17 protein-coding genes are annotated in these 13,861 nt (G+C 72.2%); 10 read left to right on the forward strand and 7 right to left on the reverse strand.

Going from position 1 to position 13,861, the window contains the following annotated elements; all coding sequences use genetic code 11:
• Positions 1 to 7: 7 nt before the first annotated feature.
• The gene (locus tag AB0L37_RS24200; protein WP_365509064.1) at positions 8 to 799 is read left to right on the forward strand and encodes an enoyl-CoA hydratase/isomerase family protein; all 792 of its coding nucleotides are present in this window, start codon (positions 8 to 10) and stop codon (positions 797 to 799) included.
• Between the two features lie 24 nt (positions 800 to 823).
• Here AB0L37_RS24200 and AB0L37_RS24205 read toward each other — a convergent pair whose 3' ends face one another.
• Complete coding sequence (locus AB0L37_RS24205; RefSeq protein WP_365509067.1) at positions 824 to 1,552, reverse strand: nucleopolyhedrovirus P10 family protein; 729 nt, start codon at positions 1,550 to 1,552, stop codon at positions 824 to 826.
• A 101-nt stretch (positions 1,553 to 1,653) separates the two neighbouring features.
• Here AB0L37_RS24205 and AB0L37_RS24210 point away from each other — a divergent pair, with 101 nt between their 5' ends.
• Genes AB0L37_RS24210 through amaP form a run of 5 tightly spaced genes read left to right on the forward strand, consistent with a single transcriptional unit; the run spans position 1,654 to position 3,947 of the window.
• On the forward strand, positions 1,654 to 2,136 hold the full coding sequence (locus tag AB0L37_RS24210; protein WP_365509068.1) for an Asp23/Gls24 family envelope stress response protein: 483 nt from the start codon (positions 1,654 to 1,656) through the stop codon (positions 2,134 to 2,136).
• A gap of 40 nt (positions 2,137 to 2,176) precedes the next feature.
• The gene (locus AB0L37_RS24215) at positions 2,177 to 2,362 is read left to right on the forward strand and encodes a hypothetical protein (protein WP_127830364.1); all 186 of its coding nucleotides are present in this window, start codon (positions 2,177 to 2,179) and stop codon (positions 2,360 to 2,362) included.
• Positions 2,363 to 2,365: 3 nt separating this feature from the next.
• Positions 2,366 to 2,710 carry a hypothetical protein gene (locus tag AB0L37_RS24220; protein WP_365509071.1) on the forward strand — a complete coding sequence of 115 codons (345 nt, stop codon included), beginning with the start codon at positions 2,366 to 2,368 and terminating at the stop codon, positions 2,708 to 2,710.
• Positions 2,707 to 3,363, forward strand: a complete 657-nt coding sequence (locus AB0L37_RS24225) for a DUF6286 domain-containing protein (RefSeq protein WP_365509074.1) — start codon at positions 2,707 to 2,709, stop codon at positions 3,361 to 3,363. The genes AB0L37_RS24220 and AB0L37_RS24225 overlap by 4 nt, the downstream gene beginning before the upstream one ends.
• Positions 3,360 to 3,947: an alkaline shock response membrane anchor protein AmaP gene (gene amaP, locus AB0L37_RS24230; protein ID WP_365509077.1), complete on the forward strand. Its 588-nt coding sequence runs from the start codon at positions 3,360 to 3,362 to the stop codon at positions 3,945 to 3,947. Before AB0L37_RS24225 ends, amaP begins: the two co-directional genes overlap by 4 nt.
• Positions 3,948 to 4,055: 108 nt before the next feature.
• Here the strand turns inward: amaP and AB0L37_RS24235 are convergent, their stop codons facing one another.
• From AB0L37_RS24235 to AB0L37_RS24260, 6 genes are all read right to left on the reverse strand, one after another.
• Positions 4,056 to 4,811: an SDR family oxidoreductase gene (locus tag AB0L37_RS24235; protein WP_365509080.1), complete on the reverse strand. Its 756-nt coding sequence runs from the start codon at positions 4,809 to 4,811 to the stop codon at positions 4,056 to 4,058.
• A gap of 5 nt (positions 4,812 to 4,816) precedes the next feature.
• Positions 4,817 to 6,610: a glycoside hydrolase family 15 protein gene (locus tag AB0L37_RS24240; RefSeq protein ID WP_365509082.1), complete on the reverse strand. Its 1,794-nt coding sequence runs from the start codon at positions 6,608 to 6,610 to the stop codon at positions 4,817 to 4,819.
• Between the two features lie 58 nt (positions 6,611 to 6,668).
• On the reverse strand, positions 6,669 to 7,463 hold the full coding sequence (locus AB0L37_RS24245; protein WP_365509085.1) for an SURF1 family protein: 795 nt from the start codon (positions 7,461 to 7,463) through the stop codon (positions 6,669 to 6,671).
• Between the two features lie 50 nt (positions 7,464 to 7,513).
• Positions 7,514 to 7,747, reverse strand: a complete 234-nt coding sequence (locus tag AB0L37_RS24250; protein ID WP_255966985.1) for a hypothetical protein — start codon at positions 7,745 to 7,747, stop codon at positions 7,514 to 7,516.
• Positions 7,748 to 7,833: 86 nt separating this feature from the next.
• On the reverse strand, positions 7,834 to 8,817 hold the full coding sequence (locus tag AB0L37_RS24255; RefSeq protein ID WP_365509089.1) for a DEDDh family exonuclease: 984 nt from the start codon (positions 8,815 to 8,817) through the stop codon (positions 7,834 to 7,836).
• Positions 8,818 to 8,879: 62 nt separating this feature from the next.
• Positions 8,880 to 9,509, reverse strand: coding sequence for a TetR family transcriptional regulator (locus AB0L37_RS24260; RefSeq protein ID WP_365509092.1), 630 nt, complete (start codon positions 9,507 to 9,509; stop codon positions 8,880 to 8,882).
• Between the two features lie 123 nt (positions 9,510 to 9,632).
• On the opposite strand from AB0L37_RS24260, the gene AB0L37_RS24265 reads away from it, so the two are divergent.
• From AB0L37_RS24265 to AB0L37_RS24280, 4 genes are read left to right on the forward strand one after another with little or no spacing between them, the layout of a single operon-like run.
• Positions 9,633 to 10,430, forward strand: a complete 798-nt coding sequence (locus AB0L37_RS24265; RefSeq protein WP_365509095.1) for an acetoacetate decarboxylase family protein — start codon at positions 9,633 to 9,635, stop codon at positions 10,428 to 10,430.
• Entirely contained in the window at positions 10,430 to 11,314 is an 885-nt protein-coding gene (locus tag AB0L37_RS24270) for an SDR family NAD(P)-dependent oxidoreductase (protein ID WP_365509098.1), read from the forward strand. Before AB0L37_RS24265 ends, AB0L37_RS24270 begins: the two co-directional genes overlap by 1 nt.
• Before the next feature lie 17 nt (positions 11,315 to 11,331).
• Positions 11,332 to 12,624, forward strand: coding sequence for an amidohydrolase family protein (locus AB0L37_RS24275; protein ID WP_365509101.1), 1,293 nt, complete (start codon positions 11,332 to 11,334; stop codon positions 12,622 to 12,624).
• On the forward strand, positions 12,621 to 13,859 hold the full coding sequence (locus tag AB0L37_RS24280) for an amidohydrolase family protein (protein WP_365509104.1): 1,239 nt from the start codon (positions 12,621 to 12,623) through the stop codon (positions 13,857 to 13,859). The genes AB0L37_RS24275 and AB0L37_RS24280 overlap by 4 nt, the downstream gene beginning before the upstream one ends.
• Positions 13,860 to 13,861: the final 2 nt, after the last annotated feature.

Here is a 13,861-nt window from a genome sequence, read left to right on the forward strand (position 1 = left end):
GGTCCAGATGACCAAGCCCGCACCGCTGCTCGACCAGGACGGCGTCCGGCTCACCGTTGACGACGCGATCGCCACGGTGACCCTGACCAATCCGGACAAGCGCAACGCCCAGAGTCCCGCGCTGTGGCGGGCGTTGAGCGAGGCCGGCCGTGTCCTGCCGGGTTCCGTACGGGTGGTCGTGCTGCGCGGCGAAGGCAAGTCCTTCTCCGCCGGCCTGGACCGTCAGGCGTTCACGCCTGAAGGGTTCGACGGCGAGCCGTCCTTCATCGACCTGGCACGCGGCGCCGACGACGTCCTCGACGCGACGATCGCCGAGTACCAGGCCGGTTTCACCTGGCTGCGGCGCAGCGACATCCTGTCCGTCGCCGCGGTCCAGGGGCATGCGATCGGCGCCGGATTCCAGCTCGCCCTCGCCTGTGACCTGCGCGTCGTCGCCGACGACGTGCAGTTCTCCATGCGCGAGACCAGCCTCGGCCTGGTGCCGGACCTGACGGGCACGCACCCGCTCGTCTCCCTGGTCGGCTACGCGCGCGCCCTCGAGATCTGCGTCACCGGGCGCTACGTCCATGCCGACGAGGCCGTCGCCAGTGGTCTGGCCAACGTGGCCGTGCCCGCCGAGCAGTTGGACGCCGCGACGCAGGACCTGGTCGCGGCGCTCGTCGCCGCGCCCCGGGACGCCGTGATCGAGACCAAGGCGCTGCTCCAGGGCGTGAGCGGCCGCACCTTCGACGAGCAGCGGACGGCCGAGCGCGCCGCGCAGGGCCGCCGGCTGCGTGACCTCGCGGGCGTCGGCGAGTAGCACCCTCCGCCACGGGTCACCGGGTCACCGCGTCACCAGGACCGCGACCGTCGGGCCGTCCGCAAGAGCCGTCGCCACGGCCTCCCGGACGGCCCGCGCCACGTCCAGGGCGCGCGCGTCCGGCGACACCGCGAGTTCCACCCGTACATGACGGCGCGGCAGGGACGCGGCCGCCTCGGCGGGGCGGGACTCGATGTGCACCGCGCGGCCGAGACCGCCGAGCGACCCGGTCAGCCGGACCACGCCGGGCACCGCGAGCGCGGCCTCGGCGACCCGGCCCTCGTCACCCTCTGCGGACTGCTTGCCGGCCGGCTCCGGCTCCGAGGGCTCCGCCTCGTCCTCCTGCGGCGCCGGATCCTCGTCGAGCAGCGCCGTGACCTGGAGATCCACCTCCGCGATCACCAGGCCGAGCCGGTCGCGCGCCGCCCGTGCCAGCGCGTCCCGCAGCCGCCCGGCCGCCGCCGGCAGCGGTTCCTCCGCCGTCGCCGCGCACTGCGCCTCGATCCGCAGCGGCCCCGGCGGCAGCGCGCTCGGCGGAGCCGGCACCGCCGGCTCGTCCGCGGCCTCCGGGTCCGCAAGATCCAGGCGCAGCGCCCCGAGGCGAACGCCGCGCACCTCCTCCACCGCCCGGCTCAGCGCCGCGCGCGCCGCGGGCTCCGTGATCCACGCGCCGTCACCCGGTCCGCCCAACGGCAGCAATCTGCCCAGTCCGAGCTGTTGCCGCACTGCCTGTCCCCATCGGTCAACCGTCATGGTCCCCAGGCTGCCCCATCCCGGGCGCGGTCCCGGGTAACCGCACTTAGTGTGGGCAAAAGAATGCAACACCCCACCTCCCAGACAGAGGGGACGGCCCGATGAGCGACACCACGCAGAAGCCGGGTGAGACGTCCGGGGCCTCGACCGTGGCCCCCACCGGCAAGACCAATGTGACCAAGCGCGGCGGGGGAGACCCCGCGAGCCGCGGGCGCACCACCATCGCCGACGGCGTGGTCGAGAAGATCGCCGGGCTCGCGGCCCGCGACGTCGTCGGCGTCCACGCGATGGGCAGTGGCCTGTCGCGCACGTTCGGCGCGGTCCGCGACCGGGTGCCGGGCGGCACCAAGTCCGTGTCGCGCGGTGTGAAGGCCGAGGTCGGAGAGGTCCAGACGGCGCTCGACCTGGAGATCGTCGTCGAGTACGGCGTGTCGATCTCGGACACCACGCGCGCGGTACGGGAGAACGTGATCGCGGCCGTGGAGCGCATGACCGGCCTCGAGGTCGTCGAGGTGAACATCGCCGTCAGCGACGTGAAGCTGCCGGACGAGGAAGAGGACGAGCCGGAGTCACGGCTCCAATGACCACCGGGTCCGCACCGGAGAGACGTAGGAGGAGCACACGATGAATCTGGCCGTGATCGGCATGATCGCCGGCATGGCTCTCGGGTTCGCCGGATATTTCGGCGGCTTCGGGGCCTTCCTGCTGGTGGCGGCGCTGGGCGCCATCGGCTTCGTCGCGGGCCGGTTTCTCGAGGGGGACCTGGAACCCGGCGAGTTCTTCCGTACGCGCGGCGATCGGCGGCGGTGACCCATGGCGGCACAGGTCGCGCCCGCGGAGCGCGGCGCGACCCGGATCGCCGACCGGGTCGTCGCGAAGATCGCCGCGTACGCGGCACGTGAGGCGCTGGTCACCGTCCCCGAGGACGGTGCACCGCCGCACGCCACAGTCACCGTGCACCACGACACCGCGCGCGTCCGCGTCAGCCTGGAGCTCGACTACCCGGCGGACATCGGCGCGCAGTGCGGTCGGGTGCGTCGCCAAGTCGCCGAGCGGGTAAGGGCGTTGGCGGGGATGGAGGTGCCGGAGGTGGCCGTTCAGGTGGAGCGGCTGCACTCGGCCCGGACGCGCGGAACGGACCGGGGAAGGATCCGATGAGCGAGCCCACCGAGCGCCTGCCCGTCGTCGAGCGCGGCCAGGGCGAGTTCGGCGACCAGTCGGAGTCGGCGGCGGCGTACGAACCGCACCCCACCCTGGCCGGCGAGGAGAAGCCGGGCCGGTTCTGGTCGGCGCGGCGCGTCCCCGCGGCCCTCGCGGCCCTGGTGCTCCTCGGTGGCACGGGGCTGCTCCTCTACGACATCGCCGCGGTGCGCGCCGGACACGACGCCATGTCCTGGCGCGGCTCCCTCGCCGACGAACTGGCGACGCGGCCGCTCGACGACACCGCCGTCCTGGTCGGCGCGGGCGTCGCCGCGGCGCTCGGCCTCTGGCTGATCGTCCTCGCGGCGACCCCCGGCCTGCGCGCGCTCCTGCCGATGCGCCGCACCCACGCCGACGTCCGCGCGGGACTGAACCGGGACGCCGCCGCGATGGTGCTGCGCGACCGTGCGATGGAGGTGTCGGGCGTGCAGTCCGTACGGGTCCGTGTGAAGCGTTCCAAGGTGGATGTGCGGGCACTGTCGCACTTCCGCGAACTCGACGACGTACGGGCCGACTTGGACACCACTCTGGGCAACGGCATCAAGGAGCTGGGGCTCGGCAGCGCCCCCGCGCTCTCGGTGCATGTGGCGCGGCCCGGGAAGAAGGGATGAGCGGCGTGCTGAAGACCGTGAACCGGATCGTGCTCGGCCTGCTCGGCCTCGTCCTGGTCCTCGGCGGCGGCTCGGTGCTCGCCGTCGGACTCGGTGTGAACCCGCCGTCCTGGTGGATCCACGACGGGCCGCACGACGTGCTGCTCAGCGAGGCGGACCGGGACCGGTGGCGCGGCGACGGCTGGTGGTGGCCGACGGTCATCGCCGTCCTGGCCGTCGTCGTCCTGCTCGCCCTGTGGTGGTTCGTCGCGCAGTTCAGGCGGCGCAGGCTCACCGAGGTCCTGGTCGACACGGGCGACGGCGAGGGCGCGCTGCTGCGCGGCCGCGCCCTGGAGAGCGTGCTGGTGAGCGGCGCCGAATCGCTGGACGGGGTCGCCCGCGCCGCCGTCGCCCTGACCGGCCGCCGCTCGGCCCCCGAGGCCCGCGTGAGCCTCACGCTGGAGTCCCACGCGGCCCCCGGCGAGGCCCTCACCCTGCTCAGCGACGACGCCCTGACCGAGGCGAAGAACTCGGCGGGCCTGGCGACCCTCCCGGCCGAGGTCCGCCTCCGCGCGGTCAAACACCGCGCGGAGAGGGTCAGTTGACCGCCTCGATCTTGCCCGTCACACATCAAGCCCGTCCGGTGATTGAGGACGAGCCCGAAGGGCGATCGACGGGACGAAGTCCCGTGTCCCACGACGGGACGATCAGCGTCAGAACCCGTGCCGGAACCCACCGTCCACCGGCAGCATGACCCCCGTCAGATACGAAGCAGCCGGCGACAGGAAGAACGCCGCGGCTCGCCCGAACTCCGCAGGCGTCCCGTACCGCCGCAACGGAATCCGCGCCTCATTGGCAGTCCGAGTGGCCTCCGGATCAGCCGAGTACCCGTCCAGCTCGCGCACGCGATCCGTGTCGATGCGCGCCGGCAGCAGCCCCACCACCCGAATCCCGCGCGGCCCCAGCTCGTCGGCAAGGGACTTGGCGAACCCGGCGAGACCGGGCCGCAGCCCGTTCGAGATGGTCAGCCCGGGGATCGGCTCGTGCACGGAGCCGGAGAGCACGAACCCGATGACCCCGCCCTCGCCGAGCTCGGCCGCCGCGGTCCGCGCAAGCCGCACCGCCCCGAGGAACACTGACTCGAACGCCGCCTGCCACTGCTCGTCCGTGTTGTCCGCGACGAACCCGGGCGCGGGCCCGCCCACGCTGACCAGCACCCCGTCGAAGCCGCCGAATTGCTCGCGCGCGACGCCGATGAGCCGCTCCGCGACCTGCGGCTCGGCGTTGTCGGCCGCGACCCCGAACGCGTTCGGGCCGAGCTCGGCCGCCGCGTCCTTCACCTTCTGCTCGTCGCGCCCGGTGATGACGACCTTCGCCCCGTCGGCGACCAGCTCACGCGCGGCGGCGTTGCCGAGGCCGCGGGTGGCGCCGGTGACTACGTACACACGGTCCTTCAGTCCAAGATCCATGGCTCCTATCCTGCCTCTCCGTCCCGCGCGGTGCCGAACAGGGTCAGCGCGGTGCCCACCATGCCGATGTGGCTGAACGCCTGCGGGAAGTTGCCGAGCTGGCGCCGCGCCACCGGGTCGTACTCCTCGGCGAGCAGCCCCACGTCGTTGCCGAGCGCCACGAGCCGTTCGAACAGCTCGCGCGCCTCCTTCGTGCGGCCCGTCATGTGCAGCGCGTCCGCCAGCCAGAACGAGCAGACGAGGAACGTGCCCTCGTGCCCGGGCAGCCCGTCGACGGCGGTCTCGTCCGAGCTGTAGCGCCGCAGGAACCCGTGGTGCGACAGCTCGGCGCGCACCGCGTCGACCGTGCCGACGACGCGCGGGTCGTCCGGCGGCAGAAAGCCCACGCGCGGGATGAGCAGGAGGGAGGCGTCGAGTTCGTCGGAACCGTAGAACTGGGTGAAGGTGCCGCGCTCCGCGTCGTAGCCGTTCTCGCACACATCGCGGTGGACGTCGTCGCGCAGCTTGCGCAGCCGGTCGATGTCGCCGGGCAGCCGCGGGTCGTCCTCCATGGCCCGCACCGTCCGGTCGGCGGCGACCCAGACCATCACCTTCGAGTGCACGAAGTGCCGGCGAGGACCGCGCACCTCCCACAGCCCTTCGTCGGGCTCGCGCCACGCCTCGTACAGGAAGTCGAGCAGCGCCAACTGGAGCCGCCAGGCGTGGGGTTGGGCCTTGAGGCCGAATCTGCGCGCCAGGGCGAGCGAGTCCACGACCTCCCCGTACACATCGAGCTGGAGCTGTCCCACGGCGTCGTTCCCGGCACGTACGGGACTCGATCCGTCGTAGCCCTCCAGCCACGGCAGCTCGTACTCGGGCAGCCGCCGTTCGCCCGCGAGCCCGTACATGATCTGGAGGTCGGCGGGGGCGCCGGCCGCGGCGCGCAGCAGCCAGTCGCGCCACGCCTCGGCCTCCTCCAGGTACCCGGCCGACACCAGGGCGCCCAGGGTGAGCGTGGAGTCGCGCAGCCAGCAGTACCGGTAGTCCCAGTTCCGTACGCCGCCGATCTCCTCCGGGAGCGAGGTGGTGGGGGCCGCCACGATCCCGCCGGTCGGCGTGAAGGTGAGTGCCTTCAAGGTCAGCAGGGAGCGCAGGACGGCATCCTTGTGCGGGCCGTCGTAGCGGCAGCGGTCGGACCACGACTGCCAGTCCTCCACGCTGTGCCGCAGCGACTCGTACGGGTCGACGAGGGGCGGGCGCGGCTCGTGCGAGGGGTGCCAGGTCAGGACGAAGGCGACCTTCTCGCCCTCTTCGACGGTGAACTCGGAGTGCGTGCAGAACGACTCGCCCCAGGTGCGCACGGCCGGTTCGCTGCGCAGCCACGCCGAGTCGGGGCCCGCGACGGCCACCCGGTGCCCGTCCGAGCGGCGCATCCACGGCACGACGGATCCGTAGTCGAAGCGCAGCCGCAGCGTGCCGCGCATCGTGACGCGGCCGCTGAGCCCCTCGACGACACGGACGACGTCCGGTGCCTTGTCGCGCTGCGGCATCAGGTCGGTGACGCGGACGCTGCCCTCGTCGGTCTCCCACTCGGTGTCGAGCACGAGGGTGCCGGGGCGGTACGCGCGCCGCGTGCACTCCTTCGCGCCCCGGGGCGCGAGTCGCCAGTGGCCGTTGTCCTCGTCACCGAGCAGCGCGGCGAAGCAGGCGGGGGAGTCGAACCGCGGCAGGCACAGCCAGTCCACGGAGCCGTCCCGGCCGACCAGGGCCGCGGTCTGTTCGTCGCCGATGAGGGCGTAGTCCTCGATACGTGGATGCACGTATCACGTGTGCCCCGCCCGGGGCCGGTGGCTGCATAAAATCTGCGGCCCGCCGACCTCACCCGACCGCGGCGGGCACCTCGTCCACGGTCTCGGCCTCGGCGCGGCGGCGCCGGTCCCGCAGTTCGCGCCGGAGCAGGACGACCCAGCCGACCGGCACGGCGGCGGCGAACAGCCACCACTGGTAGGCGTAGGCGAGGTTCAGCGCGGAGTCCTCCTTGCCGGGCTTGCCGACCAGCTCGGGGGTGTCGCCCTTGGGGTCGGGGGCGGTCTGCGCGATGTAGCCGCCGAGGACCTCCTTGCCGAGCCGCTTCGCTTCCTGCGCGCTGTTGATCAGCATGATCTGCCGGTCGGGCAGTCCCTTGAGGTCCTTGATGCCGCTCGCCGCGGTCGTCTCGTCCGGCATCAGCCGGCCGGTGACGGTGGTCTCGCCGGCCGGCGGCGCGGGGATCTTGGGGAAGGCGGTCTGGCTCGGGCCGTTCGCGGGGATCCAGCCCCGGTTGACCAGCAGGACCTTGCCGTCCTTGAGGACGAACGGGGTCAGGACGTGGTAGCCGACCTCGTCGTCGGAGTTGGTGCGGCGGCGGACGACGACCTCGTCGTCGGTGTCGAAGTGCCCCGTCGCCGTCACGGCGCGGTAGCGCTCCTTGCGGGTGACGCCGTGCCCGGCGGCATCCATCTCCTCGACGGGCACCGGCTTCGCGGACAGCGCGTCACTGACCAGTTGGTTCCGGGCGGAGCGCTCGTCGTAGCGGTGCATCTGCCAGATGCCCAGCCGGATCATCGTGGGGATGAGGAGAAGAGCGACCAGGGTGAGGATCACCCACTGCCGGGTCAACAGAAAGCGGTACACCCCATGACCGTACAACCGCGTCATGGGGTGCGATGAGGGGGGTACCGGGATCAGACCTTGTCGACGATGCCCACCTTCCCCTCCGCGCGGGAGCAGTGCGCCCCGCAGAACCAGTGCCCGTCCACCTCGACGCCCTGCCCGATGATGCGGCACCGGCAGTGCTCGCAGATGGGCGCCATGCGGTGGATGGCGCAGGAGAAGCAGTCGAAGACGTGCACCGCGCCCTGCGCGTGCACCTCGAAGGACATGCCGTAGTCGTTTCCGCAGACCTCACAACGTGCCATGCGCCACAGGGTGGGCGCCGGGACCCCGCCTGGCGAGCGGGCGCGGGGTGAGTCGCCCCGCAATCACCCGTCTGTAGCCCAGCTCTCTAGTCCGCCGGGGCCACATCGCGCAGCAGCTGGCCGAACGCCGCCTCGTCCACGACCGGCGTCCCGAACTGCTTCGCCTTCACGACCTTCGACGTGTACGAGTCCGGGTCATTGGTCACCAGAAGGCTCGTCAGCCGCGACAGGCTCGTCGCCACATGGAGGCCCGCCTCGACCGCCCGGTCCTCGAGCAGCTCCCGCTCGACCGACGTGTCCCCGGAGAACGCGACGCGCATGCCCTGCTTGAGCGGCTTGTCCGGTTCGTAGCGGCCCGGGTTCGGGTACGGGCACGCCGGCCGCTTGCGCGAGGGGCGCCAGGTGCCCGCGGCGCCACCGCCACCGCGGTACGAGGACTGCGGCTGGCGCGGCACCGCCGAGTCGGACCACTCGGTGAGCGGCCGGCACTCCAGGAGCGGCAGCCGCACGCCGCCGGCGGCGGCCGCCCGCAGGCTCGGCCGGAACGCCTCCGCGAGCACGCGCGCGTCGTCCAGCGCGTGGTGCGCGCGCTCCTGGACGACACCGAAGTGCGCGGCCAGCGACTCCAACTTGTGGTTGGGCAGCGGAAGGCCGAGCTCCTTGGAGAGCGCGATGGTGCACAGCCGCTGACGCACCGGGGCGGTGCGCTCCGCACGCGCGTACTCGCGGGAGATCATCGACCAGTCGAAGACCGCGTTGTGCGCGACGAGGACGCGGCCGTCGAGGCGCGCCGCGAACTCCTCGGCGATGTCCGTGAACAGCGGCGCCCCTTCGAGGACGTCCGCCGTCAGGCCGTGGATCCAGACCGGGCCCGGGTCACGCTGCGGATTGACGAGCGTGTACCAGTGGTCCTCGACCTCGCCCTGCGCGTCCAGGCGGTAGACGGCAGCGGAGATTATCCGGTCGTCCCTGGAGAGGCCGGTGGTCTCCACGTCGACGACCGCGTATCCCTGCGGATACGCGGCCGGCCAGGGGGCTGCGGACGCTGCGGTCGGGCGGTCTTCGAGCATGGTCCCTGAGGATACGGGCCCGCACTGACACTCCGATCGCCGCCCGCCCCGTCCGCCGGCCCTCAGGAGCAACTGCCGCCCTCCAGGAGGGACTTCACCAGAGCCCGTACGGAGGTGAGGAAGAGGCGGTCGGGATCGACGGGCCGGGACAGGGAGCGGGCCAGCGTCGCGTCGTCCTCCGCGAGGGCCGTGTCCCACAGCTCCTCCTCGCCCGGCCGCTGCACGGGAGCGCGCTCACGATTCCGCTCGACCAGGACATATCCGACAACCTGGAACTGCACGGCCCGTACGGCGTCGGCGGCGCGGGCCCCGCGCAGTCCGGCCGCGTGCACCTCGCGCACCAGGGCCTGTTGGGCGGGCAGGAACATGCGCTCGGTGAGGCCGCGCTCATGGACCATCGCGACGAGGTGAGGATGGTCACGCAGCTGACGGCGCAGGGTGCGGGCGACGGAGACGACGCGCTCGGCGGGGGTGGCGCCGCGCGGGCGGATCGTGCCGAGGTCGGCGACCGTGCGCTCCACGAGGGCGTCGAGCAGCGACTCCCGGTTGCCGACGTGCCAGTAGATCGACGTGACGGCCGTGCCCAGTTCGGCCGCCAGCTTGCGCATGGTCAGCGCCTCGGGGCCGTGCTGCTTGACCAGGTCCGCGGCGACGACGAGCACCTCGTCCCGGGTGAGCGGTACGCGTGCCATCCTGCGCCCTCCCTCAACTCCCGTACGTGCACGTGTCTTTACCCTTCATCGGCGTCGGTGTAACTGTGTTACAGACGCAGCGCGAACGACCCCCATCACGTCTCGGACGAAGGGCGGTACGGCATGGCACGCGTACGGTACGGAGCGCGCAGCGAGGCGGAGATCGCCGCCGCGCGCACCGCGAGCAGCAAGCTTCCCGACATCTGGTCCACCGGCGTGGTCGCCGTGTGGGAATCCGATCCCGACGCGGTGGCGGCCGTCCTGCCGCCCCCGCTCAAGCCCACCGCGCGGCCCCTGGTGCGGGCCAACATCAGCAAGGTCGACCTGCCGGGCTATCCGCTCGGCGCGGGTTCCGTCGCGGTCGCGGCCGAGCACGGCGGCGTCGAGGGCTGGTATCCGCTCGTCATGCCGATGACCCACGAGCGGGCCCTGATCGGCGGCCGCGAGGTCTTCGGCGAGCCGAAGAAGCTGGGCGAGGTCACCGTCGAGCGCGACGGCCTCGTGGTGCGGGCCGCGCTCGCCCGGCACGGCATCGCCTTCGTGGAGGTGCGCGGCGCCGTCAGCGGCAGCCTGCCGCTCCCGGAGCCGACCCAGAAGACGGACTTCTACTTCAAGTTCCTTCCCGCGGTGGACGGTTCGGGCTTCGACGCGGACCCCGTGCTCGTGCACTGCCTGCGCAACGAGAAGGTCAGGAAGCTGGAGCGGGTCACCGGGGACGTCGTCCTGCGGGAGTCCATGTTCGACCCCGTCGCCGACCTGCCGGTGCGCACCCTCGTCGAGATCACCATCGGCGAGAAGACCACCGACCAGCGCGGCAAGGTCGTCGAGCGGGTCAGCGCGCAGGCCCTGCTCCCGTACATCCACCAGCGCTACGACGACCCGCAGCAGATCCTCGACGGGCCGCCCGAGGGGAGCGTCTGATGCGTCTGGAGGCGGGACAGGTCGCCGTCGTCACGGGCGCGGCGAGCGGCATCGGGCTCGCCATGGCGCGCCGGTTCGCGGCGGACGGCCTGAAGGTGGTGCTCGCCGACGTCGAGAAGGGCGCTCTGGAGAGCGCGGCCGGCGAACTGCGGGCGGACGGCGCGACGGTGCACGCGCGCGTGGTCGACGTCGGCGAGCGCGACCAGGTGATGGCGCTCGCCGAGGACACGTATGCGACGTTCGGCGCCTGCCATGTGCTGTGCAACAACGCGGGCGTCGGCTCGGGCGCCGAGGGCCGCATGTGGGAGCACGAACCCAACGACTGGAAGTGGGCGTTCAACGTCAACGTGTGGGGCGTCTTCCACGGCATCCAGGCCTTCGTGCCCCGGATGATCGCGGGCGGCGAGCCCGGCCACGTCGTCAACACCTCGTCCGGGGACGGCGGGATCGCGCCGCTGCCGACGGCGTCCGTGTACGCGGTCACCAAGGCGGCCGTGGTGACGATGACCGAGTCGCTGTACGCGCATCTGAAGGCGGAGCACGCGCGCGTGGGTGCCTCGGTGCTCTTCCCGGGCCCTCACATGTTGCGTACGGGCCTGTGGGAGTCGCACCGCAACCGGCCCGACCGGTTCGCGAAGGAGCGGCCCCGCAAGACGCCCTACCGCAGCCTCGACCAGTGGGAGGCCGCCATGAAGGAGGCCGGCAAGGAGGTCGCGTTCACGCCCGTGGAGGAGGTGGCGGACTTCGTCGCGGAGGGGATCGCGGCGGACCGGTTCTGGCTGCTTCCCGACAGCGAGCACAGCGACCGTCAGATCCGGGCCCGCTCGCGGTCGATGCTGGACCGGGCGAACCCGGCGTACCTGGAGAGCTTCATTCTCGACTGACCACCGAGGGACGTGTGATGACCGATCAAGACCCGTACCTGATCATCTCCTCCGACTGCCACGCCGGGCTGCCGACCGAGGAGTACCGCCCGTACCTGGACAGCCGCTTCCACCGCGCCTTCGACGAGTTCCTCGGTGAGCGGGACAAGCGCCGCGAGGAGGCGACGCGGCTCGGCATCCGCAACGACGCGTTCGCCGCCAAGTGGTTCCAGGACAACGAGGAGGGGCTGCGCGGCGGCTGGGACGCCGCGCAGCGTCTCAAGGAGCTCGACGGCGACGGGGTGGCCGCCGAAGTCGTCTTCCCCGACGCGGACGCCGTGGACAGCGGGACGGCGGCGCCCTTCGGCGTCGGGCTCGGCCTCTCCGGCGACCAGGACCCCGAGCTCGGCATGGCGGGCGCGCAGGCGCACAACCGCTGGCTCGCCGAGTTCGTGGGGCGGAACGAAGAGAGCGCGGCACGGCACTGCGGCGTCGCCCTGTTGCCGATCACGGCGGAGCCCGACAAGGTCGTCGCCGAGGTGTACCGCGCCAAGGAGTCGGGGCTCGGCGCCCTGATGATCCCCTCCATGTGGGTCGACAAGGACCCGTACCACGCGCGCCGCTACGACCCCGTGTGGGCGGCGGCGGCCGAGTGCCAGATGCCGGTCGTGACGCATTCAGGTGCGGCGCCGCGCCACGAGTACGGCGACCATCTGGGCATCTACGTGAGCGAAGTGACGTGGTGGCCGGCCCGCCCCCTGTGGTTCCTGCTGTGGTCCGGTGTCTTCGAGCGGCACCCAGGGCTGAAGTTCGGTGTCGCCGAGTCGGGCTGCTGGTGGCTGCCCAACTTGCTGTGGTTCATGGACCGCCTCTACCTGGGCGCCCACGGCGGCAAGAAGCTGTCCCCGTTCGCCGAACTGAAGCGGGCGCCGCACGAGTACCTGGACCGGCAGGTCTTCGTCTGCGCCACCAACACCAAGCGCCGCGAACTCGCGCAGCGCTACGAGATCGGCGTCGACAACATCCTGTGGGGCAGCGACTTCCCGCACCCCGAAGGCACCTGGCCCGACACGCGCGCGTGGCTGCGCAGAACCTTCCACGACATCCCGGTCGCCGAGACCCGCCGCATGCTGGGCCTCGCCGCCGCCGAGGTCTTCGGCTTCGACACCGAGAAGCTCGCCCCGATCGCCCGGCGCATCGGGCCGACCCCTGCCGACCTCGGCCAGGACGCCGACCAGAGCGCCGTGGAGGCGTCCTGGGCGCGCTCGCGCGACGTGGGCAGGCACTGGCTGACCGACCACGACTTCCCGACCCTCGGGGTGACGCCATGAGCCATGCGCACCAGGACAGGTACACGGTGATCTCCGCCGACTGCCACGCGGGCGCCGACCTCCTCGACTACAAGCCGTACTTGGAGGCCCGCCACCACGACGCGTTCGACGCGTGGGCGGCCACCTACGTGAACCCGTACGAGGATCTGCTCGCCGACACCGCCGACCGCAACTGGAACTCCGACCGCCGCGTCGAGGAACTGGAGCGGGACGGCATCGTCGCCGAGGTCGTCTTCCCGAACACGATCCCGCCGTTCTTCCCGTCCGCGTCGCTCATGGCGCCCGCGCCCACGCGTGAGGAGTTCGAGCGGCGCTGGGCGGGCCTGCGCGCCCACAACCGGTGGCTCGCGGACTTCTGCGCCGCCGCTCCGGGCCGCAGGGCGGGCGTCTTCCAGATCCTCCTCAACGACGTCGAGGAGGCCGTGAAGGAGATCCGCTGGGCGGCCGGAGCGGGCCTGAAGGGCGGCCTGTTGCTGCCCGGGACGCCGCCGGGGTCCGGCCTCCCCGAGCTCTACTCGTCGACGTACGACCCGATCTGGCAGGTCTGCGCCGAACTCGGCGTGCCCGTCAACCACCACGCGGGTTCGGCATCGCCGCCGCTCGGCGACGAACCGGCCGCCCGCGCGGTCTTCATGGTCGAGACGACCTGGTTCTCGCACCGCGCCCTGTGGCACCTCGTCTTCGGCGGCGCTTTCCGCAAGCACCCGGACCTGAAGCTCGTCCTCACGGAACAGGGCTCCGGCTGGATCCCCGGCGTCCTGGACATGCTGGACTACTACCACGCACGCCTCGTACGGGCCGCTACGAAGGCGAACACCGCGGAGTCCAAGTTCGGTGCGGGGCTCGCCGATTCGATGGGCAAAGGCCCCTCTACTGTGTGGCGCGAGAACTGCTACGTAGGCGCGAGTTTCATGCGCCCCCACGAAGTGCCCCTCCGGGACCGCATCGGCCTCGACAAGATCATGTGGGGCAGCGACTACCCGCACGACGAGGGCACCTACCCGTACACGCGCGAAGGTCTGCGCATCGCCTACGCGGGCCTGCCGCACGACGAGATCGCCGCGATGGTCGGCGGCAACACCGCCCGCGTCTACGGGTTCGACCTCGCCTTCCTCGACCCGATCGCGGCCCGCGTCGGCCCCACGGTCGCCGAGATCGACGAGCCCCTGAAGGAGCCGCCGGCGGACGCGACGAGCCCGGTGTTCGCGCCCGGAGCGTCGGTGCGGGTGTGGTGACG

This window comes from Streptomyces sp. NPDC052225, assembly GCF_040679615.1.
Lineage (GTDB): Bacteria > Actinomycetota > Actinomycetes > Streptomycetales > Streptomycetaceae > Streptomyces.

Coding starts and splice junctions, on each gene's coding strand:
- AB0L37_RS24200 (WP_365509064.1), top strand. CDS start 8: ATGACCAAGCCCGCACCGCTGCTCGACCAGGACGGCGTCCGGCTCACC.
- AB0L37_RS24205 (WP_365509067.1), bottom strand. CDS start 1,552: ATGACGGTTGACCGATGGGGACAGGCAGTGCGGCAACAGCTCGGACTG.
- AB0L37_RS24210 (WP_365509068.1), top strand. CDS start 1,654: ATGAGCGACACCACGCAGAAGCCGGGTGAGACGTCCGGGGCCTCGACC.
- AB0L37_RS24215 (WP_127830364.1), top strand. CDS start 2,177: ATGAATCTGGCCGTGATCGGCATGATCGCCGGCATGGCTCTCGGGTTC.
- AB0L37_RS24220 (WP_365509071.1), top strand. CDS start 2,366: ATGGCGGCACAGGTCGCGCCCGCGGAGCGCGGCGCGACCCGGATCGCC.
- AB0L37_RS24225 (WP_365509074.1), top strand. CDS start 2,707: ATGAGCGAGCCCACCGAGCGCCTGCCCGTCGTCGAGCGCGGCCAGGGC.
- amaP (WP_365509077.1), top strand. CDS start 3,360: ATGAGCGGCGTGCTGAAGACCGTGAACCGGATCGTGCTCGGCCTGCTC.
- AB0L37_RS24235 (WP_365509080.1), bottom strand. CDS start 4,811: ATGGATCTTGGACTGAAGGACCGTGTGTACGTAGTCACCGGCGCCACC.
- AB0L37_RS24250 (WP_255966985.1), bottom strand. CDS start 7,747: ATGGCACGTTGTGAGGTCTGCGGAAACGACTACGGCATGTCCTTCGAG.
- AB0L37_RS24255 (WP_365509089.1), bottom strand. CDS start 8,817: ATGCTCGAAGACCGCCCGACCGCAGCGTCCGCAGCCCCCTGGCCGGCC.
- AB0L37_RS24260 (WP_365509092.1), bottom strand. CDS start 9,509: ATGGCACGCGTACCGCTCACCCGGGACGAGGTGCTCGTCGTCGCCGCG.
- AB0L37_RS24265 (WP_365509095.1), top strand. CDS start 9,633: ATGGCACGCGTACGGTACGGAGCGCGCAGCGAGGCGGAGATCGCCGCC.
- AB0L37_RS24270 (WP_365509098.1), top strand. CDS start 10,430: ATGCGTCTGGAGGCGGGACAGGTCGCCGTCGTCACGGGCGCGGCGAGC.
- AB0L37_RS24275 (WP_365509101.1), top strand. CDS start 11,332: ATGACCGATCAAGACCCGTACCTGATCATCTCCTCCGACTGCCACGCC.
- AB0L37_RS24280 (WP_365509104.1), top strand. CDS start 12,621: ATGAGCCATGCGCACCAGGACAGGTACACGGTGATCTCCGCCGACTGC.